Annotated in this window: 14 protein-coding genes; 2 read left to right on the top strand and 12 right to left on the bottom strand. The window is 67.4% G+C overall.

Features of this window, described 5'->3' with window-relative positions; genetic code table 11:
- Positions 1-29 precede the first annotated feature (29 nt).
- The 3 genes from AC07R7_RS05895 to AC07R7_RS05885 form a co-directional block, all read right to left on the bottom strand.
- On the bottom strand, positions 30-2780 hold the full coding sequence (locus AC07R7_RS05895; protein WP_494634478.1) for a TonB-dependent receptor: 2751 nt from the start codon (positions 2778-2780) through the stop codon (positions 30-32).
- Between the two features lie 98 nt (positions 2781-2878).
- On the bottom strand, positions 2879-4027 hold the full coding sequence (locus tag AC07R7_RS05890; protein ID WP_492888038.1) for an ROK family protein: 1149 nt from the start codon (positions 4025-4027) through the stop codon (positions 2879-2881).
- A 55-nt stretch (positions 4028-4082) separates the two neighbouring features.
- Complete coding sequence (locus tag AC07R7_RS05885) at positions 4083-5357, bottom strand: MFS transporter (RefSeq protein ID WP_494634477.1); 1275 nt, start codon at positions 5355-5357, stop codon at positions 4083-4085.
- A 337-nt stretch (positions 5358-5694) separates the two neighbouring features.
- On the opposite strand from AC07R7_RS05885, the gene AC07R7_RS05880 reads away from it, so the two are divergent.
- Both AC07R7_RS05880 and AC07R7_RS05875 read left to right on the top strand, forming a co-directional pair.
- Positions 5695-6228, top strand: a complete 534-nt coding sequence (locus tag AC07R7_RS05880) for an esterase/lipase family protein (RefSeq protein ID WP_494634476.1) — start codon at positions 5695-5697, stop codon at positions 6226-6228.
- Complete coding sequence (locus AC07R7_RS05875) at positions 6180-6287, top strand: helix-turn-helix domain-containing protein (protein ID WP_494634475.1); 108 nt, start codon at positions 6180-6182, stop codon at positions 6285-6287. The genes AC07R7_RS05880 and AC07R7_RS05875 overlap by 49 nt, the downstream gene beginning before the upstream one ends.
- A gap of 209 nt (positions 6288-6496) precedes the next feature.
- Here the strand turns inward: AC07R7_RS05875 and AC07R7_RS05870 are convergent, their stop codons facing one another.
- The 9 genes from AC07R7_RS05870 to AC07R7_RS05830 all read right to left on the bottom strand — a co-directional run bounded on the left by AC07R7_RS05870 (position 6497) and on the right by AC07R7_RS05830 (position 20938).
- Positions 6497-7288, bottom strand: a complete 792-nt coding sequence (locus AC07R7_RS05870; RefSeq protein ID WP_125156788.1) for a glutathione S-transferase family protein — start codon at positions 7286-7288, stop codon at positions 6497-6499.
- Positions 7289-7408: 120 nt separating this feature from the next.
- Positions 7409-9787, bottom strand: a complete 2379-nt coding sequence (locus AC07R7_RS05865) for a TonB-dependent receptor (protein ID WP_494634474.1) — start codon at positions 9785-9787, stop codon at positions 7409-7411.
- 202 nt (positions 9788-9989) lie between these two features.
- Positions 9990-10601 carry a glutathione S-transferase family protein gene (locus AC07R7_RS05860; protein ID WP_125156790.1) on the bottom strand — a complete coding sequence of 204 codons (612 nt, stop codon included), beginning with the start codon at positions 10599-10601 and terminating at the stop codon, positions 9990-9992.
- Between the two features lie 110 nt (positions 10602-10711).
- Positions 10712-11308: a TetR/AcrR family transcriptional regulator gene (locus tag AC07R7_RS05855; protein ID WP_492888045.1), complete on the bottom strand. Its 597-nt coding sequence runs from the start codon at positions 11306-11308 to the stop codon at positions 10712-10714.
- A 205-nt stretch (positions 11309-11513) separates the two neighbouring features.
- Positions 11514-13088 carry a carboxylesterase/lipase family protein gene (locus AC07R7_RS05850; RefSeq protein WP_494634473.1) on the bottom strand — a complete coding sequence of 525 codons (1575 nt, stop codon included), beginning with the start codon at positions 13086-13088 and terminating at the stop codon, positions 11514-11516.
- 14 nt (positions 13089-13102) lie between these two features.
- The gene (locus AC07R7_RS05845; protein WP_494634472.1) at positions 13103-15301 is read right to left on the bottom strand and encodes a beta-glucosidase family protein; all 2199 of its coding nucleotides are present in this window, start codon (positions 15299-15301) and stop codon (positions 13103-13105) included.
- 10 nt (positions 15302-15311) lie between these two features.
- A complete protein-coding gene (locus tag AC07R7_RS05840; protein WP_494634471.1) occupies positions 15312-17282 on the bottom strand; it encodes a glycoside hydrolase family 3 protein in 1971 nt (656 codons plus the stop codon).
- A gap of 70 nt (positions 17283-17352) precedes the next feature.
- Positions 17353-19542, bottom strand: a complete 2190-nt coding sequence (locus tag AC07R7_RS05835) for a TonB-dependent receptor (RefSeq protein ID WP_494634470.1) — start codon at positions 19540-19542, stop codon at positions 17353-17355.
- A gap of 349 nt (positions 19543-19891) precedes the next feature.
- Complete coding sequence (locus AC07R7_RS05830) at positions 19892-20938, bottom strand: LacI family DNA-binding transcriptional regulator (RefSeq protein WP_494634469.1); 1047 nt, start codon at positions 20936-20938, stop codon at positions 19892-19894.
- Between the last annotated feature and the right edge of the window lie 423 nt (positions 20939-21361).

The raw sequence follows: 21361 nt of genomic DNA, 5'->3' as shown, positions 1-21361 counted from the left end.
CGCGACCAGGGCCGCGCGCCCCGTTCGGACTAGAAGCGCGGCGTGAAGCGCACGCCCAGCCAGTAGACGGTGGGCACCGAATAGGTGTCCTTTAAAAGGTTCTTGTCCGGCCCGTAGAAGCTGGTCAGGCGCGTATGGGTCAGGTTGCTGGCCTGCCCGTAGACCGTGAAGCCGGGACGCACCTCATAGCTGGCCTGAAGGTCGACCTGGTCGCGCGCGGCCCAGTAGAGGTCCTGCCAGGCGATGTCCGGGGTGATCGAGCGCAGCGCCTTGCCCTGGTGGTTGTAGGCCGCCCGCACTTCCAGACCTGCGTGGCTGTAGAAGATGGTGGCGTTGCGGGTCTGGTCCGGCTGGCCGGTCAGGCGGTCCAGGGTGCGGGAGGCGCCGTTGCCGCGCAGCACCTTCAGTTCGCCGTCCAGTTGGCTCCAGTTGCCGCTGACGCCGAAGTCCTTAAGCCAGGGGTGGACCCACTCCAGCGAGTTGACGATGACATTGGCCTCGACGCCGCGGATCGAGGCCTTGCTGGCGTTGAGGGGCCGGGTGACCACCGCGTTGACATAGGTGACACCGTCATAGGTGAAGCCCTGCGAGGACGCGTTGAAGATCTCGTCCTTGATGTCCTTGTCGAACACCGCCAGCGAGACCAGGCCGCCGTAACGGTTGGACAGACGCCAGTCGACGGCGAGGTCGAGATTGGTCGACAGGCGCGGCTTGATGTCCGGGTTGCCGACCGTGACGCTGACGCCGGTGGCGTTCGGATTACCCTTGTCGCTGACCTGCGTGAAGTTGATCGCGGTGCGGGCCGCGTAGCTGTCATAGCTGGGGCGGCCGATCGTCTGACTGGCGCCGAAGCGGATGTCGAGGCTGGGCGTGACGTCGTAGGTGATCAGACCCGACGGCAGCAGGAAGTCGTAAGATGACTTGGTCGGCAGCTTGGTCCACACATTGGCCACCCGGGCGCGGCCGGTGGTGTCCTGCCGGGTCGAGTCCTCGTGCAGGCCGAACTGCGCGCGCAGCTTGTCGCTGGCGTAGGCCACGACGCCGTAGGCGCCCAGGGTCCGCTCGCGGTGTTCGAAATTGTCCTGATTGCTGAAGCCGCTCTGGTCGGTGCGGTTGAGGCCGCCGGCGGCGCGGGCGGCTTCCCACTGCGCGGAGGCCTTGACCGGGTCCAGGGTCAAAAGGAACAGGCCATCGGAGTAGCGCATCGGCGCGCCGGCCGGGCCGGCCGCCGTCGCCAGCGTGAATGGCGTCGCGCTGGTGTTGGGGGCGTACTCGACGCGGTAGACATTGTATTCGGGCGTATCCTGCGTGTAGCTGGCGCCGGCCGAGAAACCCCAGCCGCGAGCGTCGCGTCCGATGTTCTTCCGCCAGTCGACCCGGCCGCTATAGATGTTGTCGCTGGCCGAGCGCTTGTAGTCGGGACGATAGTAGAAGGCCTTGTAGGCCGACAGGTCGTAGAACGCCGCCGGGTTCATGTTGAACCGCTGATTGAAACGGCTGGTGTCGTAGGTAAAGGCGTAGGCCGCGGTGGGAACGACGCTGGCGCCCGTGCTCGTGCCCGGCGCGCCATAGGCGGCGTTCGTGATATATTTGATCATCGTTATCGGCTCGCGATAGGTCGCGCGCGAGATCGAGCCGCGAGCGGTCAGGACCTGGTCGTCGGCGATCTTCCAGTCCAGCCCGGCCTGGATCAGTTGCGTGTTGGTGATGATGTTGGCGTGTTCGAAGCCGACCTCGACGTCGCCCTTGGCGTACTGGCCGCTGGTGGCGGTCTGGTTCAGGACCGTTCCGCGCTGATTGGAGTCCATCAGCAGCTCGTTGCGCTCCATGGTGTCCTGGAAGCGGTAGAGGCCGCCGGTGATGAAGCCGTAGAGCGCCTCGGTGAAGTTGGCCTCGCCCTTCAGGGTCAGGCCGTAGCGGGCGCGGCGATCCTGGACATACCAGTACTTGTCCTGCTGCGGCACGGCGAAGCCGTTACCAAGGTTCTCACCGCTCTGAAGGACGCCCGCGTCGTTGTAGAAGCCCGCATGGACCGTGTCGGTGGTCATATGCGTTTCGGTGAAGGTGTCCAGCTTCTGATAGTTGGCCGAGGCCGTCAGACCGTACTTGGCGTCCGGACCGAAGGTGAAGCTGCCCGTGGTCTGGACGCGTCCGCCGATCGGCGACTGCTTGCGCGGCTGGCCCTGGTCGTTGGCGCCGCCGCCGGCGATCTCGAACGTGAAGAACGGCTTGCCGCCGCCGGCGAAGGCGCTGCGGGTGCGCAGGTCGATCGCGCCGCCCACGGCGTTGGGGTCGAGGTCGGCGGTGAAGGTCTTGGTCACCGCCAGCTCACTGATCATCGAAGAGGGCAGGATGTCGAGGCGCACGCCCCGGCCGATCGAGCCCAGATTGCCGTTCGGCGTGCCGGGCGAGGCGATCGGAGAACCGTCGATCGTGACATTGTTATAGGCCGGGCCCAGGCCCCTGATCACCGGCGTCGCCGCTTCGTCGCGCGGATGCTCGTTGTCCGTCGCCGGCAGGACCGAAAGGCCCGGCACGCGGCGCAGCGCCTCGACGATCGTCAAGTCCGGCAGGGCCTGGACTTCATTGGAGCTGATGACGTCGACGACGCCCGCCGCCTTCAGCTTGCTGTCGATCGCCTTGACGTTGGCGCGGCGGATGCCGGTAACGACGATCGCGTCGACCGCAGCGGCGGGATCGTCTTGCGTTTGCGCCAAGGCGGGCGCCGCAGCGGTTAGAAGCGTGCAAAGCGCCACGCTGTGGATGAGATGCTTTTTCATGGCCCGACCCCGATATTTCATGCGCCGGACGGCGCTACGGGGGGCCGAGTAAGGGGGGCCGGCGACACATTTATTTATTTCTTCTGAAATAAATCGGATCAGTCGTTGGAGCCCGGGCGGCCGATCTCGTGGATCGGCAACAGCGCCGCGCCGATCGACACCGCGCTGCTGCCCAATGTCGAAGCCTTGACCAGCGGAGGCGGCAGATGCGGCGGATCTTCTGGCGTCATGAAGGCGCGCGTTGAGCGCTCAAGACGCCGCGCCAGGCCGTCCAGAACCGAAAGTGGCAGGGCGCCGGAGATCACCACGGCTCCGGGGTCCATCCAAACCAGACCCGCATTGACCACCAACTCCAGCTGCGCCGCCGACCGGTCGATCCATGTGGCGATCACCTCGGGATGGGTCCGCAGGCAGTCCTCGACCTCAAGCAAGGACGAGACCTCCGCCCCGGCCGCGCGCAGCGTGGCCAGCAGGTCAATGCCCGAGGGGCGAGGCCGCCCTCCCCCGGGATAGAGCCGCCCGACCTCGCCGGCATTGCCGTACTCGCCGACAAACATCTCGCGGCCGGCGATGACCCCGCCGCCCACGCCATGCCCGATGAACAGCACCAGCGCCGAGTTGCAGACCCGGATCAGGCGACCCGTGTAGTATTCCGCCAGGGCCGCGGCGCTGGAGTCGTTTTGCAGCCAGACCGGCAGGCCGAGACGGTCGCCGAGAAAGGCGGCGAGATCCAGATCGCGCCATCCCCGCAGCCAGTCGACGGCCCACCAGTGGTTCGGGCGACCGACGATCGCCGGCCCCGGAATACCGATCCCCAAACCCAGGAACCGTGATCGCAGCATGTTGTGGTTCACCGCCAGACCCCGCAGTCGGCGCCCCACGGCTTCGGCGAAATCGGCCGGATCGTCGCTCTCGATCGGCTCGATATCGCGTGCGATGACCTCCCCGGAGAAATTGACCAGGGAAAGCTCCAGCCAGCCGGGGTGAACCGTGGCGCCGGCGGCGTAACCCGCGCGATCCGAAATCGTCAGCGGCACGGTGGGCCGCCCCCGGGCCGTGCGCTCGCTCTGATCCTGCTCTTGAACGACGCCGAGCGCGATCAACTCCCGGCTAAGGCGGGTGAGCGCGCCGTTGTGGATCCCCAGATCGCGCGCGAGCTCCGTGCGCGACGCCGGACCGCCGGTCCTCAGCCTCCAGACGATGCGCTTCTGGTCCTCCGAGAGATGGATGGCGGGCGAAGGGCGCATGAGCATTTCAGATCCGGCGGATGGGCTTCCGCACATATTTCTTTTGCGTGAACTATTAAACGCGCACTGGCGCGCGGCCCCGCCGCATCGGCGCGATCAGCGCGATGAAACAGACGCCCCCCAGCGTCATCACCACGCCCAGACCCAGCGACGTCGTCCACTGAGCCGCCCGGAATCCGTCCAGCGCCAGCCCCACCGCGCCCCCGAACACCGCCGACGCCAACTTCAGCGTGGCGGTGAGCAGGGCGAACGCGGTCAGGTCGGTGCGTTCGCCGGTGAGACGCGCATGGTCGCGGATCGCCGCGCTCATGCCGCGCCAGAAGAGCGTGGTGGTCGCGCCCAGGCTAACGCCGTACGCGCAACAGGTGACCAAGGCGGCTAGGCCCGACCGGGGATCGACCAAAAACCCAGCGCCGGCGGCGATCCCCAGCGCCGTGAAGGCCCGCGCCGCCCAAGGTCCGCCCAAGTCGCCGCGCAGGCGGCCGATGACGATCGGGCCGATCAGGGTTCCCAGCACCATGGCGAACAGCAAAGACGCGCCAGTATGATCGCTTCCGCTGCTCCGTTCGACGAAGGTCACCATGCGGGCCGTCATGTTGAAGGGCCCGGAATGGAACGCTGCGGCCAACAGCAGGCGCCCCGCCCCGACCGGCAGCCGCAGGCCGCCCGCGGCCGGTGGCGGGTCAACCGCGCGCACCGGACCGGCCCAAGCCAGAATCCAGCTCGCCGTCGCGACGATCGACATCGCGATCACGCTCGCCAGCAGGACCTCTCGCCCGGCTGGCGCGCTCTTGTCTATGATCAGAAATGAGAGCGCCGCCACGCAAAGTCTGGCGACGGCGCTAAGCGTCTGGCGCACCACCACGTACCGGTGGGCGTCGACCTCGTCGCTCGGCAGCAGCGACACCAGCGCATTCTGGGCGACGTCGTAGACCGCGTAGGCGGTGCGCAGCAGGCCCAGCGCGATGACGAGATAGGCGAACGGCGGCAAGGCGCCGCGAACCGGGCTGAAGACGATCACCAGCGCCGTCGCCGTGGCCAGGCCGGCGGCGAACTGGATCAAGAGAATCCGCCGGCGGCTGCCCTCGTCCCGGCGCAGCACGAAGGCGACGCCGATGTCCAGCACCGCGCCATAGGCCATCGAGAAGAACAACAGCAGGCCCGTCTCGGCCGCCGACAGTCCGAGCCGCATGTTGGCGTAGTAGGCCAGCAGCAGGTCGGTGAAGGTCCAGGCTAGGCTCTTGGCGAAATGGCCCGCGCCGTAGGCCCCCCGCAGCAGGGTCGCGTTCGCGGGACCATTCGCTCGAAAGCGCTGTTGGATGGACGCCATGCCGCGTCTATGGCGCGCGACAGAAACGGTTCGATGACAGAAGATCGGCTGCGCCCAGCACAAACTGGCGGCCGGTCCGCGCCAAGTGTGGACGTCGGCAACCCTCCAGAAACGCGACGTGCAATAGAGGCGCCTCGTGCTCGGACCGCGCTGAGGCCGGTGAGCCGTTGCACCGGGTCGATTTGCTGGGACACCCCAGCACGTCGTCGACCTAGACCCCAAAGCAGACCCGCCTTCGGCAATGGGGCGGTGCAAGATCGTTCAATAGCTTGGTCCCGCTGCCTCCTACCCGTCACACCACGTCGCATCCGCGACTTGAATGAACGGGAGAATTTCTATGGTTGGGGCACTCAGGACGGTTGTTGGTGTCGCCGCGCTCGCGCTTGCATCCACCGCCGGAGCCGCGCCGAAGGCGCCGCATATCGATAAGACCGTGGTGCTTGTTCACGGCGGCTTCGTTGATGGTTCGGGATGGGAGGGCGTTCACCGCATTCTTGTGCAGGACGGCTACAGTGTCGTGGTCGTTCAAAACCCGACGACGTCACTGGCTGACGACGTCGCCGTCACCACGCGAGCGATCGCCTCGGCGTCGGGCGACGTTGTGCTGGTTGGGCACTCCTACGGCGGTGTCGTCATTTCAGAAGCCGGCCTAGATCCCAAGGTCAAGGCGCTCGTCTACATCGCCGCCTTCGCGCCCGACAAAGGGGAGGCTGTGTCGTCGCTGATCGCCAATCCGCCGCCGGGCGCCGCTGTTCCGCCGATCCTCCCTCCGGTGGACGGCTACCTGTTCCTGGACAAAGCGAAGTTCGCCAACGCGTTCCCTTGGCGCACGTTGCTCTGGCGTGCGGCTTTGCAGACCAGAGTCACATGACCAGACTCTTCAAACGCTCCACGGGAATGGCGCCGCGGACTTGGCAGTTGGCCAACTAGGTCCGGGTTTCCGATCTTGGGTGAGTGCGGTCGTGCGCCATTTTCTGACATCGACATCCTTCCGAGAACACGACGCTCGCCAATCCTGCGCGTCATGCGAGGAGGCCGCCAACAAGGCTAGAGTGAAGCCCGGCTGGCCCTCTGAAAGCGGACGCTCGGCAGGCTTCATTTCCAAAGCCCGCACGCGGCGAGACGCGCAGCAGCGTGAGCTATCCCGGGGCCTTCGGCGTCTCCCGCGGGCCGGCGGGCGCGTGCTGGGGCAAGCGCGGCAGGCCCCCGATCATGCCGTCCGGACGCGCCTTGGCCAGCATGCGCTGATAGGCGGGACGCGCTTCGATCCTGGCCTTCCAGGCCGCCACGTTCGAAAACTGCGACTCCTCGACCAGGTTCAAGCCGGTCGCGGCGTTGAGCGGGAACATCATCATGATGTCGGCGCTGGAGAAGGCCGCGCCGCCGAACCAGGGATGCTGGCCCAGAAAGTTCTCGGCGAACTGCACCACGGCCTCGGAGTCAACCAGGCGCGAGCGCTGTTTGGGCGGCTGGGCGGTCCAGGCGCGATAGTCGGAGAACAGGCGCGCGGCCAGGCTGCCCTCGGCATAGTGCATCCACATCAGGTGGTCGGGATAGTCGCGGCTGTCCAGCGCCGGTTGCAGGCGCCCCGGAGCGTGTCGGTTGAGGATCAACTCGATGATCGCGCCGGACTCGACCAGGACCTGGTCGCCGTACTTCACCGTCGGCGCCATTGGCACGACCGGGCTGAATTCGCGGATCAGGGCCATGGAGCCGGCCAGGTCGCCGCGCTTGAACTTGAGCTCATAGGGAAAGCCCAGCTCTTCCATCAGCCAGACAATCCGCTCGGAACGGCGCCCCTCCAGATGGTAGATCGTGATCGGCGGCAGAGGCGTGGCGGGCTTGGCTTTGGCCTTCGAGGCGGTCAGCGGCGCGGCGGCCAGGCCGGCCAGAGCGCCCAGCCAGGCGCGGCGTCCCATGGACTGTTTCATAGGGCTCTCCCAGAGAGATAACGTGATTGAGGAAGGCGGGGCGAGACGTCTGCAGCCGCGGCGTCCGCGCCGGTCGTCTCGCCCCCTCGCGGCGCCGGCAAGAGCGCCGCGAAAAGGGTCCTAGAAGGCCACGTCCAGGCTGATCCCGGCCCGGCGCACGGAGTCCGGGCTGAAATACTGGACATAGCCGCCAGGGTTCAGGGCGGTCACCGGCGACGGGGTGATCTGGGCGGCGTAGCGCTTGTCCAGCAGGTTGCTCGCGTACAGCGCCACGCTCCAGGCCTTGTCCGGCGCCGAGACGCCGACGCGGCCGCCGAGCAGGCCATAGGCCTTCTGGATCGTCCCCGGGTCGCCGCTGATCGAGTAGTTGATGTCGCTCTGCCAGTTCCAGTTGGCCTGGAAGAAGCCGCGCAGGCCCGGGCTCAAGGACCGCTCATAGACCGCGCTGACGCCGTAGACCCAGTCGGGCACGCCCGCCAAGCTCAGACCCTTGGCGTTGAAGAAGCCATCCAGCGAGGCAGGGGTGGCCGGCGGCGCGCTGCACGGCCCGCCTTGGGCGATCTTGGGCTGGCCGAAATAGCACTGCACGCCGTTGAAGTCGGCATAGCGGGCGTGCGTGTAGGCCAGACCGGCCGTGAGGCTAAGGCCGTTGGCCGGCCGAGCCATCAGGTTGGCCTCGAAGCCCCGCGTCTTGATCTCGCCGGCATTGGTGATCCGCGAGGAATAGGTGGCGCTGGTCAGGTCGGAGACCTGGGCCTGGAAGTTCTTGACCGTGGTGCTGTAGACGTTGGCGTTGACGATCAGGCGGCGGTCGAGGAACGCGGCCTTCATGCCGACCTCGTAACTGGTGGGAATCTCCGGCTGCACGCGCTGGTCGGCCAGGCTGTTGGCCGCGCTCAGGCCGCTGAAGCCAGGTCCCTTGTAGCCGCGCGACACCGTCGCATAGGCCATGATGTCATCGCTAAAGTTATAGCGCGGCCCGATCCGCCACGAGATGTTGGTGTTTTCCACCTCCTGGTGCAGGTCGAGCGTGACCGAGCCTGGGATGTAGACCGCGCCGGGCGTCGGGGCGCGGTGATAGTCCAGGGTGATCTCGTCGCGCGTGATCCGAGCCCCTGCGATCAGATCGAGCTTGGGCGTGATGTGCAGGCCGACCTGGCCAAAGCCCGCGAAGCTGGTCGAGTTGATGTCGTTGTAGGTCGAGGTCTCGAAGATCGTGCCTAGCGGCGCGCCGGGGATGATCGGCGCGACAACGCCATTGGTCGCGGGCGTGATCCAGCTGAGCTGGCCCCGCTGGCGGATCAGCGACGAGGCCTTGGAGTGGTAGAGATAGAGGCCGGCGACATAATCGAACCGCTCGCCGATCGGCGAGGTCAGGCGCAGTTCCTGGCTGAGCCAGTCGGTCTTCCCCGCCCCGCCATTGGTGTCGACATAGCTGACCGGCGTCAGGTCGCCGTCATAGAACGCCTCGCGCTTGACCGAGCGGTAGGCGCTGATCGAGGTGAGGGTCAGGTCGCCCAGCCCGTAGTCGACCTGCAGCGTGCCGCCCTGGGCGTTTGACTTGCCTTGCGATGGGCCATTGGCGGCGACCTGCAGGTTCTTCGGCCCCGCGACGATGCCGTAGCGGGCGTTCGTCACCGCCGGCGCGTAGCCCGGCGTGACCTTGCGCCAGGTCGATGAGCAACAGAAGGCGTCGTTGTCGGTGCGGTCGGCCGAGAAATAGACGGTCAGGTCGTCGCTGGGACGCCACAGCGCCTTCAGGGTCAGGGTGCTGACGTCCTGGGGATCGGTGAAGACATTGTCCTTGGCGACATTGCGGATCAGGCCGTCACGCTGATTGTGCGTGGCCACCAGGCGCAGGGCCAGGGTGTCGCTGACCGCCAGGTTGCCGATCGCCTGCAGGACCTGTTCGCCGCGCTCGCCATATTGCAGGTGCAGCTGGCCGCTGTTTTCGTTCAGCTTGGGCCGATTGGTGATGAAGTGGACCAGGCCCGCCGAGGCGTTTTTGCCGAACAGCATGCCCTGAGGCCCACGCAGGATCTCGACCCGCTCGACATCGGCCAGGGTGGCCAGGCTGGCGGGATCGGCCAGCACCACGCCGTCGACGACCGTGGAGATGCTCTGCTCGATCCCCGCCGAGAAGCTGCTGGTGCCGACCCCTCGAATCGTCAGGCCCGAGGCGCTGCTGCTGAGGCTCTGCTTGAAGCGGACGCTGGGATCGATCAGCGACAGCTGCTGGGGCTGGGTGATGTTCATCGAGGCCAGCGTCTCGCCGCGCACGGCGGTGATGGCCAGCGGCACGTCCTGGACGTTTTCGGCCCGTTTCTGGGCGGTGACCATGATCTCGTCGACGACGGGACCGGCGGTGCGCGAGGCGTCGTCCTCGGCCAGGGCGCCGCCGGCGGCGAGCATCATGGCGACGCCGACCGACGCCCCCGTCAGCAGATCCGTCCTCGGACCTCGCGCCTGGACTCGCGATCGGCGGGTTTGGAAGGGCATGGCGCATTCCTCCTTGAGCCGCTGCGCGGCTTCTTTTGTGATCTGTCGGGCGCACGCCCTCGCCGCCCGCCAAGACGCGGTCGTGAAGGGCGGGGCGAGCCGTGCGGTTCGCCGGGATGTGGATCAGCGTCCGGGCCCGAAACGCTTAAGTAACGCTATCGTCACTTAATGGGACTGGCAACTGCTTTCGAACGATTGTTCGTCAGGCCGTGGCGCTGGGCCGTTGGGCGACGCGTTCGAGCCAGGCGCGGACGTGGCCGCAGTCCTCGGGGATGGCGACGCCGATCATCCGCCCGAAGTCCACCGTGGTCAGGGCGACGATGTCGGCCATGCTGTAGGCGGGACCGGCGATGAAGGCCTTGTCGGCCAGCTCGCCATCCAGCCAGCGGTAGATCCGATCGGCATGGGCGCGATTGGACTCGCCGAAATCCTTGTACTGGGTCAGCAGGCCGGCGGTCAGCGGATGGGTGTGCCGCCAGATGTGGGCGATGGGCGCCATCAGCTGGAACTCGATGCGCCGAATCCACATGTCGATGGTCGCCTGCTCCAGGGCGGTTTCGCCGAACAGCGGCGGCCGCGGATGCAGGCCCTCCAGGTAGCGGCAGATGCTGACGCTCTCGCTCAGGAACGCGCCGTCGTCGAGCTCCAGAACAGGCACTTGGCCCAGCGGGTTCTTCTCCAGGAAGGCGGCGGCCTTGTGAGCGCGCTCGGCCAGCGGCACGCGTTCCTCCTCCAGGGTCAGGCCCTTCTCGGCCAGGAAGATGCGGACCCGGCGCGGATTGGGCGCGGGATTGTCTTCGCCATAGAGCTTCATGTGGTCGCCTCCCCTACGGCTTTGCGCCGTGCGCGGGGTCTCAACGCCCGCCATTAAGTAACGGTATCGTCACTTAATGGCGGAGACAACCGTCGTCTGCGCGGAAAGGATCAGGCGGTCTTGGCGGGGCGAGGCTCGCCGTACTTCTTGGCCAGGGCCTTGGCGCCGGCGACCACCGCCAGGGTGATCGCGTCGATCATGGCTTCGTCGTCGCCATCTCGCGCGTCCAGCGCGCCCGCGGTGCCGGCGACCATGAACCAGGCGTATTGCTTGGCCTGACGCGCGGGCAAGCCGAAGGCCTTCTGCAGACCCAGCGCCCAAGCGTCGGCGTCGGCCTTGCGGTTGGCGCGCGCCCGCTCCGCCAGGGGGCCGCAGTCCCTGACCAGACGCAGGAACAGCTCGCCCCGCTCGTCGGCGCGCCGGCACCAGTATTTCAGGGCGCCGCGGACCCACTCCTCGAAGGTGGAGGCCGGGCCGACCTCGCTTGCCAGGCGCTCGACATAGATCTTGGTTTCGCGGTCGAACAGAGCGGTCAGCAGGTCGTCGCGATCGCTGAAATAGCGGTAGCCTAGGGCTTTGGTGACGCCCGTGAGCGCTGCGACGCCATCCATGGTGACGGCCGCGACCCCGTGTTCGATGACGATCTGCGCCGCCGCATCCAAGAAGCGTTCGCGTCGTTCCGCCCCCTTCAAACGTCTCTGGGTCATGCCCGCATCGAAACTCCGACCATCCCCCTTTTTGACGTGAGCGGGCGCGAAGTAGCAAGGGCGGGCCTCGACCGAGATCACTCTCGCTGTCGCTACGTCTCGTAGGGCTCGGTTCGACGACCTTCCGAGCGTCCGATGGTCTCGCGCCAGGAGCCGACGTCGGATCGGGTCCAGGAACACTGGTGAGCGTCGACAACGACTATCATCACCGCGTGGTCGCCTCCACCAGATCGAGGCGCGCCCGGAGCGGATCGGCTTCCGCCTTCGGCCCTTGCGCGGCGAAGTCCAGGATCTGGTCGGTGGCGGCCTCGTAGCGCGGCCAGGCTGGCTGCCCCGAGGCGCTGGGGACGCCGCTCTTGGCGAACCCAATCCAGTAGGCGTGGGCCGCTTTGGCCGCGGCCGCGTCGGCCTGGGTCAGCGCCGCGCCATAGCGGGCGTCGACCGTGTCGAACACAAAGGGGATCTCGGTGGCGTGCGGCGCGCCCCACCACTGGCTCCTCATGCTCTCGGCCACGTACGAGAAGCGGAACTGATAGACGGGCATGCCCTGCTCCGCCATCACGCGCGACACCGCGCGAGCGGGCTCGATGAACATGCGGTCGCCGGCGGCGGCCCAGCCATAGACCTTGATATCGCCGTCACCCTTGGGATCGTAGAGCGCCTCGGCCTCGGCGCGGCGGGCGCCGAACGGCGCGAAGACCTGATCGCGGCTTCCGCCGAAGAAGAAGCCGTCGGCGCTGGTCGCCCCGACCATCACCGGCATCTTCGTCCAGGCGCCGGCCTTGTAGGCCTGCAATGGCTCGCGGGTCATGATCTTGCCGTCCAGCATCGGTCCGCCGCCCCACGTCGGGGTGCTGGACGTCGCCATGTTCAGGCCGTCGACCACGGTCTCGGCCGGCAGGGCGCGCAGGGCCTCCAGCGCCGCGGCGTCGGTCCCGGAGACCCCCGCCTTGGCCGCGAAGGCCAGACCTGCGGCCTCGGCCGAGCGCTGTCCGGCCGGGGCGGTCAGCGGCAGGGTCGGCAGCAGGCGCGGGCGTCCGCCGCCAGACTGGATAATGGCCTTGTGGAACAGGCCCTTGGCCTGGGGCGCGGTCAGCAGGGCGTGGACCGACATGCCGCCAGCCGACTCGCCGAAGACCGTGACGTTGTTGGGATCGCCCCCGAAGGCGGCGATGTTGTCGCGCACCCATTTCAGCGCCGCGATCTGGTCCATCAGCCCGTAGTTGCCCAGCATCCCGCCATCGGCGCCGACCGCCGTCAGAGCCGGATGGGCGAAGAAGCCGAACCGGCCGACGCGATAGTTGAAGCTGACCAGCACCACGCCGTCGCGAGCGAACCGGTCCCCGGCGTACACCGCCGGCGAGCTCCCGCCGTTGACGAAGCCGCCGCCGTATATCCAAACCATGACGGGCCGCTGGGTCTTGCTCTTCAACGCCGCCTCGGGCGCCCAGACGTTCATGTACAGACAGTCCTCCGCCGGCTGGACGCCCAGGGGGGCGGCGTCGCCGGGGAACGGGTTCTGCATGCAGTCGGGACCGTAGGCCTTGGCGTCCCGCGGCGCGGTCCAGGCGGCCGGCGGCTGCGGCGCGCGCCAGCGTAGGGCGCCCAGCGGCGGGGCGGCGAACGGCACGCCCTTGAAGGCGGCGACGCCATGGGCGCTTTCGCCCACGACCGGGCCCGAGGTGGTGGCCACGGTCGGGTCGGCGGCCAGGGCCTGGCTCGCGCCCAGACCGGCGCCAAAAACTAAGATGGCCGCCAGACTGGCGATACGGATGTTCATGGCTTTCCTCCCGCTCACGGCTTCAGCGTCCGCGCCTTGACCTTGGCCGCGCCCTTCAGGGTCGGGTCGGCCGAGGAGGCGCCTACGGCGACCTGATAGTCGCCGCCGGTCAAGGCCCAGCGATTGGCCTTGGCGTCGAAGCTGGCCAGTACGCGCGGGTCGGCGGTCAGCGTGACGCGGCGTGTCTCGCCAGCCTTGAGGTCGATCTTGTCGAAGCCGATCAGCCGCTGGGTCGCCTTGCCCGCCGCCGCCGTCAAATAGACCTGCGGCGCGTCCTTGCCTGGACGCTGGCCGGTGTTGGTGACGTCGAAGCTGACGCTCAGGGTCTCGCCGCCCGTGACCTTCAGGTTGGCGTAGGCGAACGTCGTGTAGGACAGGCCGTAGCCGAACGGGAACAGCGGCTTGGCGCCGGTCTTGGCGAAGCGGCGGTAGCCGACGTCCGCGCCCTCGGAATAGACGACGTCGAACCGGGTCTTCTCCGGAACGGTCAGGCCCGGCAGTTGCGCGCGCGGATACTGGTCGATCGCGGCGGGGAAGGTCATCGGCAGGCGGCCCGACGGATTGACCACCCCCAGCAGCACGTTGGCGATCGCCTCGCCGCCCTTCGCGCCCGAGTACCAGGCCTCGACCACCGCGCCGGCCTGGTCCAGCCACGGCATCGACACCGGACCGCCGGTCTGCAGCACCACGATCGCGTTCGGATTGGCGGCGGTGACAGCGGCGATCAGGGCGTCCTGGCCGTCCGGCAGCGACAGATCCGGCGCGTCCTCGCCCTCGCCCATCCACTGGTTACCGAACACCACGACCACGTCGGCGGCCTTGGCGGCGGCCACGGCGGAAGCGACATAGCGGCCGTCGTCGAAGGTCACCTTGGCCTCGGGCAGCGCTTTGCGCAGCGCCGCCAGCGGCGAGGAGCCATTGAAGTACTGGCTGCGGAACGGGCCCATCATGCCCTCCCCGCCCAGCGGCACGACGCGCTTGGCGCCGCCGGGCGGCACGACCTGGGAGGAGCCGCCGCCCGACAGCACGCCGGCGTCGGCGTGTCCGCCGATCACGGCGATCGTCTTGACGGTCTTGGCCAACGGCAACAGACCGTCGCGGTTCTTGAGCAAGACGATCCCTTCGGCGGCGGCGGCCTGAGCGACAGCGGCGCCGGCGTCGTAGTCGATCGCGCCGCCCGGCTCGACCGGCTTGTCAAACAGTCCTGCGGCGAACATCGAGCGCAGGATGCGGCGCGCGGCGTCGGAGATACGAGCGGCGGGGACCTCGCCCTTCTGGACGGCCGCCTTCAGCGGTTCGCCAAACCAGGTGGTTCCGTCCAGTTGCTCGCCGGACTGCTGGTCCAGGCCCTTGAGAATGTAGTCGGTGGCGTGGACCGCGCCCCAGTCGGACATCACCCAGCCCTTGTAGCCCCAGTCGCGCTTGAGCACGTCGTTCAGCAGGTGCGGGTTACCGCAGCTGTAGTCGCCGTTGACCAGGTTGTAGGCGCACATCACCGACCCGGGTTGGCCCTTCTCGATGGCGATCTGGAAGGCCAGCAGGTCGCTTTCGCGATGGGCGGCCTCGTCGATCACCGAGTTGGCGAAGTGGCGCTTGGTCTCCTGGCCGTTCAGCGAGAAGTGCTTGACCGTGGAGACGATCCCCTGGTCCTCGATGCCCTTGATCGCCGCGCCGGCCAGGTTGCCGGCCAGCCAGGGATCCTCGCCGAGATACTCGAAGTTCCGGCCGTTGCGCGGGTCGCGGGCCAGGTTGACGCCGCCGGCCAGCTGGACGTTGAAGCCCTTGGCCCGCGCCTCGCGGCCAACCACAGCCCCGCCGTCATAGGCCAGCTTGGTGCTGAAGGTCGCCGCCAGCGACAGCCCTGACGGCAGCGCCGTGGCCCCGTCGCCCGGGCGCACGTTCAGAGGATTGGTCACGCCCAGGCTGGCGTCGCTCTCATTGACGGCCGGCACGCCCAGGCGCGGAACGCCGGGAATGTAGCCGGCCGAACCGATCGCGCCCTCGGGCTTCTTGATGCCGAAGATCGGCATCGACATCGGGCCGTGTAGCAGACCGATGCGCTCGTCGAGCGTCATCTCCTTTTCCAGCAGCGCCGCGCGTTCGTCCGGAGAAAGCTTGCCGTTCATCCAAGGCCGCGAGGGGGCCTGCGCTTCGGCGGCGGACGCCACGGCGAGCACCGCAAGGCTGGCGGCGGCGATCAGGGGGCGGTTCATGCGGTCGTCCTCAGTAGGTCAGGCCGAAATGGATCGGGTACAGCGGAGCCCTGGAGTCGTGAGGCGCGTCCTCGGCCTGAGCCTCGACGGCCGCCATCGACGAGGGCAGCTCGAATGGCAGCCGGCCGCGCGGCGCGGCCTTGCCCGTCAGGGCGTCCAGGAAGGCTTCGTCGCTGGATCCGAAGTCGCCGATCAGGGCGGTCGCCTTGTCGCGCAGATTGGTCAGGATCGCCGGCCGATCGAGGTAGACGGCGACGATGGTCGGTACCTTGGCCGAGGCCGTCTTGATGGCCTCGTAGTCGGCCGTTCCATCCTTGAACGACAGGTCGCCCTCGTGCTGCATGGCGCCGAACACGAAATTTGGATGCAGGGTCTCGAAGGGGGCCGCCGTCCGGATGATGGCCAAGTCGGCCTGGGCCAGATCCTCGACCGAAACCAGGCCATGGGCGCGGGCGACCTCGGCCGAGACGCCCCTCAGCCAGACCTTCTTGCCGCTGGCCTTCAGCGGCAACAGGCCGTTCTTGTTCTCCAGCAGCGTCAACGCCGCGCTCTGCGCGGCCAGCCCCTCGGCGACGAAAGCCTTCGAGCCGACCACCGTGGCCGCGGACTTGGGATCGACATAGGGGTTCTCGAACAGTCCCTGCTCGAACTTGATCGCCAGGATGCGGCGCGCCGCGTCATCAATGCGGCCCTGCGGAATCTTGCCGGCCTTGACCGCCGCGACCAGCTCGGCCGTGTCCTCGACGCCGCCGAACTGGTCGAGCCCCGCGTTCACGCCCTTGGCGTAGCGGTCGACCTTGCTCAGGCCCTCGACGCCCCAGGCGGTGGAGAGGCCCGCGAAACTGGGCTTCACTCCGGCCGGGAAGCCATTCAGACAGGTCTCGCCGCAATCGTTGGTGATCGCCCAGTCCGAGACGACGATGCCCTTGAAGCCGTGCTTGGTCCGTAGTTGGTCGGTCAGCAGTTGCCTGGAGAAGCCGGACCCGACCTGCTCGGCCGGCTGGCCGTCCAGCGCCAGGTCCTTGAGGATCGCATAGGTGGGCATCACGCCGACCACGCCGGCCGCGAAGGCCTCGTCGAACGGCCTGACGTGCAGGTCGAACTGACCGGCCGGGAAGACGGCGTAGCGGCCGTAGCTGTTGTGGCCGTCGAAACCCTTGGCCGAGGCGCCGTAGCCGACCCAGTGCTTGACCACCGCCGAGACGCCGTTCGGCGCCAGGTTGGTATCGCCGCCCTGGAAGCCTTGGACATAGGCCTTGACCATGCGGCCGACGAGGTCGGCGTCCTCGCCGAACGTGCCGTTGATCCGCGACCAGCGCGGCTCGGTGGCGAGGTCGGCCATCGGCGACAGGGCCTGATGAATGCCGACAGCGCGATATTCCTGGCGAGCGATGTCGCCGAAGCGGCGCACGAGCTTGTCGTCGCCGATCGCCGCCAGGCCGGTGGCTTCGGGCCATTGCGAGAAGCCGGCGGCGGCGACGCTGGCGCCCGCCAAGAACTGGAAGTGGTGGCGCGGATCGGTGCTGATCGTGACGGGCACGCCTAGACGACCCCGCTCGGCGATCGCCTGGACGGCGTTGTTCTGTTCGGCCAGCCAGGCTGGGTCGCCGGAAAGGCGGGTGATGAAGGTGGTGACGTAACGGTCCAGGATCAGAGGTTTCAGCTTGGCGAGGTCATAGCCCTGCCCTCGCCCCGGAACCATGCCGCCCAAGGCAGGCAAGGTGCCGTGCATCATCTCGCCAGCCTTTTCCTCCAGCGTCATCCGGGCGACGAGGTCAGCCGCGCGCTGGGCGCTCGACAGTCGCCAATCCTCGAACGGCGAAAGCTTGCCGTCGCGATCGAGGTCCCGAAAGCGCAAGCCCTCGACACTGATGATCTTGCCGTCGCGAACGCCGAGGTCAGGCTGGGTTGCGGCGGCGGCCGCCGGGCTGAAGGCGGCCAGGACGGCGGTCGAGATCAGGAGACTTCGAAGGGCGAGCACGTTGAACTCCATACAAAGAAGGCCCCCCCGGCGCGCAGGATACGCCGGGGGCGCAAGGTCATTGGGAAGCTTAGAAATTGACCCCCAGACGCAGGCCGTAGGTCCGCGGCGGCGCGTAGAACTCGCCATTGCCGTTGGTCGCCAGGCCGGTGGTCGAGTTCGGCGACGAGGCGGTGCGCACGTCGTCATTCTCGAGGTTGCGGACATAGCCCTGCAGGGTCCAGCGATCGTCGGCGCTGGTGTAGGTCAGGCTGACGTCGGTCTTGGTGAAGCTGTCCTGCCGGTTCTGGGCGAAGCCGTGGTATTCGAGGTTCTTGCCGCTCTCGTAATGGGTCTGGACGCGGCCGACGACCTTGGCGCCCGAGGCGATCTCCCAGGTGTGTTGGTAGCCGACGTTGACGCTCCAGGTCGGGGTGCGGGCCATGCGGCAACCGGAGAAGTCGGTCGACCGAGGCGCGGCGGCCGCGAAGTTGGTCTTGAAGCAGCCCGTGCCGCCAGCGTTGGCGTTGTTGTTAGCGAAGGCGTCGCCCAGCGGCAGTACGAAGTCGGTGTAGCGGGCATGCAGCCAGCCCAGGGTGGCGTCGATGCGATCGTGCTCGGTGACGACGAGATTGCTCTCGAACTCAAAGCCGTACACCCGGGCCTTGTCGGCGTTTAGCGTGACCGACGCGTTCTGCCCGGCGATGGTCCCGACCGCCGTGACTTGGAAGTCACGATAGTCGTAGAGGAAGCCGGTGGCGTTCAACTGCAGGCGGTTGTCGAAGAAGCGGTTCTTCACACCGGCTTCGTACGAGGTGATTTTCTCGGGCTCGTAGACGTTGTTCTCGACCCCGTCGTAGTAGCCGCCGGCCTTATAGCCCGTGGCCACGTTGGCGTAGAGCATCGAGCTGCTGGTCAGGTCGAAGTCGGCGCCTAGCTTCCAGTTGGTGGCGTCCCACTTGGCGTCGGCCAGGTTCTTGATAACGGTCGAGGTGATCGCCCCGGCCGAATTGGTCAGGAAGGTCCCGCCGTCACGCGCCTTGCGGTCCTCGGTGTAGCGCAGGCCGCCGGTGATCCGGAACCGGTCCGTCACCTCGTAGGTGCCCTGGCCGAACGCGGCTATCGACTTGGCTGTGACTTCCGGCTGAATGAACGACAGGTATGAATTGGGCGCCAGCAACACCCGGAAGTCGACATTGTTGTCTTCCGTGAAGCGGTACAGCCCCACGACCCACTTGAGCTTGCCGGTGTCGCCGCCCAGGCGCAGCTCATGCGACCAGGTGGTGTCCTTGCCCTTGAAGTAGTTGGGCGCGCCGGTGCTGGCGTTCTCGCCGCTGCGGTCCAGGCGCGAGAAGTTGTAGCCGGTCAGGTAGGTCAGCGTGGCGAAGCCCAGGTCCAGGTCGGCCTGGCTGTGGGCGCCGAAGAACTTGTTGTTGCGATAGAGGTTGGTGGCGCAGTTGCAGGTCCACGGATCGTTGTTGGACAGGGCCGCGCCATAGCTCTTGTCGCCGCCGCCGGCACCGCCCTGGTGCAGGTAGTCGGCCCCAACCCGCAGCGAGAACGTGTCGCTGGGCTTCCACAGCAATTGGACGCGGGCCGACTTGTCGTCCTGGTCGTAGCGATCGTTGCCGCCAGTGCCGGGGCCCTTGTTCAGCGCTTTCACATAGCCGTCGTGGCGCGCGGTCTGGAACGCGGCGCGCACGGCGAGGGTGTCGCTGACAGGTAGGTTGACCATGCCCGAGGTGGTGATGGCGCCGTAGTTGCCAATATCGACCGAGCCATTGCCCTCGTAGTCGAACTTGGGCTGCTTGGTGATCACGTTGATCGCGCCGGCCGTGGCGTTACGGCCATACAGCGTGCCCTGAGGACCACGCAGAACCTCGACGCGATCGACGTCGTAGAACAGCGCCCCCACCGATGTGGATCGGGCGATGTAGATGCCGTCCATGTGATAGGCGACCGCCGGATCGCCGACCTCGGTGACATTGGTGCTGCCGATGCCGCGCAGGAAGACCACGGCCGCGCCCGAGCCACTGGAGCTGATCTGCAGCGCCGGCACCTGCGCCGACAGGTCGACCACCGTCTTGATGCCTTGCGACTCCAGCTTGTCACCCGTCACCGCCGACACGGTGAGCGGGGTCTTCTGGAGGTTTTCACTGCGGCGTTGAGCGGTCACGACCACTTCATCGAGCTTCACGGCGCCGGCTTCCTGAGCCGCCGCGCCAGGCGCGTGAAAGCTCACGGCCGCCATGGCGGCCGATGCGAACAGGAGACTACGCATCTCTTTCCCTTTGTCCTGCCTGGACTCGGAGCGCGCCGACGCGAACGCCGGACGCCACCAACCCAGCGGCGCCATCGGCGCCTGTTTGCGTTTCCTTGGGCCCCTTGTTCCGAGGCCTTTTCCCGACGCGGTCGTCGTCGCCAAGACGGCTACGACAACGTTGTCTTAAACTAGACAGCATAGTTACGACAACGTTGTCTATGGGTGTCGTTATTGACACCGCTGTCGGGAATTTCGGCCAGCGGACGGAATTCGCCTCCGACAAAGTCCCATGGCGAAGCTTTGTTCGCCGGCCTAACGCCAACGCCGAAAATCGATCGCGTCGGGCGCGCTCCTGGGCCGATCCGGCCTAGGCCGGCGGCGGGGCGGCCGAGTCCCTCTGGACGAGGCTATAGTCCAATTGGCGCGCCGCGACTCGGGCGCGAAGCCGCTCATCCCCGAATCCGTCGATCAGCATCTCGACGGCGGCCTCGGCCATTTCGGCGGTCGGCTGATGAACCGTGGTCAGGCGCGGCCAAGCCGCTTCGGCCGTCGGCGTGTCGTCGAAACCGACCACGGAGAGATCGCGCGGCACCGACAGTCCGTGCTTGGCGGCGGCGGCCAACGCGCCCACCGCCATCTCGTCATTGGCCGCGAAGATCGCCGTCGGACGCTCGGGCAAGGCTAGCAGGCGCTCCGTCGCGTCGAAGCCGGACAGACTGAGAAACTCGCCCTTGGCGATCCACTCAGGCCGTGGCTCGACGCCTCGGTCCCGCAGAGCCTCGATATAGCCTTGCCGGCGACGCGTCGCCGAGCCGTGATCGGCGGGACCATCGATAAAAGCGATCCGTCGATGGCCCATGTTCCATAGCCGCAGGGTCTGCTCCCGCGCCGCCTTGCGATCGTCCATGAAGACGTACGGCGAGCGCTCGAACTCGCGGTGCGGCGCGATGCGCACATAGGGCAGCCCCGCCGTCTCGACCGCCGCCAGAACCTCGGGATCATCGCAGGTCGGCGGGGTCAGCACCACGCCGTCGAACCGGGCGTCGCGCAAACCTTCGGCGAACCCCTGGACGCCACCTACAGCCTCGGGCGGCAGCACCTGCTCGACCACCAGATGGTAGCCCGCCCGCCGACAGGCGCGCATGGCGCCCACCTGCACCTCGCCCACATAGTGATAGGCTCCGACGCGCATGAAGATCACGCCGATGAGATAGCTGCGGCGGCTGGACAGCGAGCGGGCCGAGACGTTCGGGCGATAACCCATCGTCGCGACGATTTCCAGGACCCGCGCCCGGGTCTCGTCCCCCACGCCCTCTTCCTGGTTGATTACCCGCGAGACCGTCTTGATGGACACGCCAGCGGCTCGGGCGATATCGATGATCGTGATTTTCCCGGTTGGCGGATCGCGCTGCATACGGACACCTATCGAAATCGATAACGCGAAGCGAGGATTTCAAGCGCAGGATTGTCGCGACTTGTTGATCCACGACGGAGCGCCGCCAAGTCCACGACACCAGGCTATGGTCTGAGGAGATTGGGCCATTCGCCCAAAGCGTCCGCGCGGCCCAGACAGTCTGCATCAGGTTGCTCGGAAGCCGGCCCGCCAGCGCTAAGGTTTGGGTGGGCGCGGACCGCCGGTATTTGAGCGCGCTGAGGGACCGTACGGCATTGAAGAGCCGCCGCCGGTCTCGATCGGCGCCTGGCTGAGCGCACCGACCAGGGCGCCTGCCACCCGATACACGCCACGGCTCAGCGGCCCCCCGCCCTGAAAGGAGGGGAATACGCCGTTGCAGACAATGTCCCAGGCTCGGCGCGGCCGAGCCACCAAGGCGACCGC

It is taken from the genome of Caulobacter sp. GW821-FHT05F04 (genome assembly GCF_059419665.1).
Note: the sequence above shows the minus strand (reverse complement) of the source record. Positions and strands in the feature narration are given on the sequence as shown.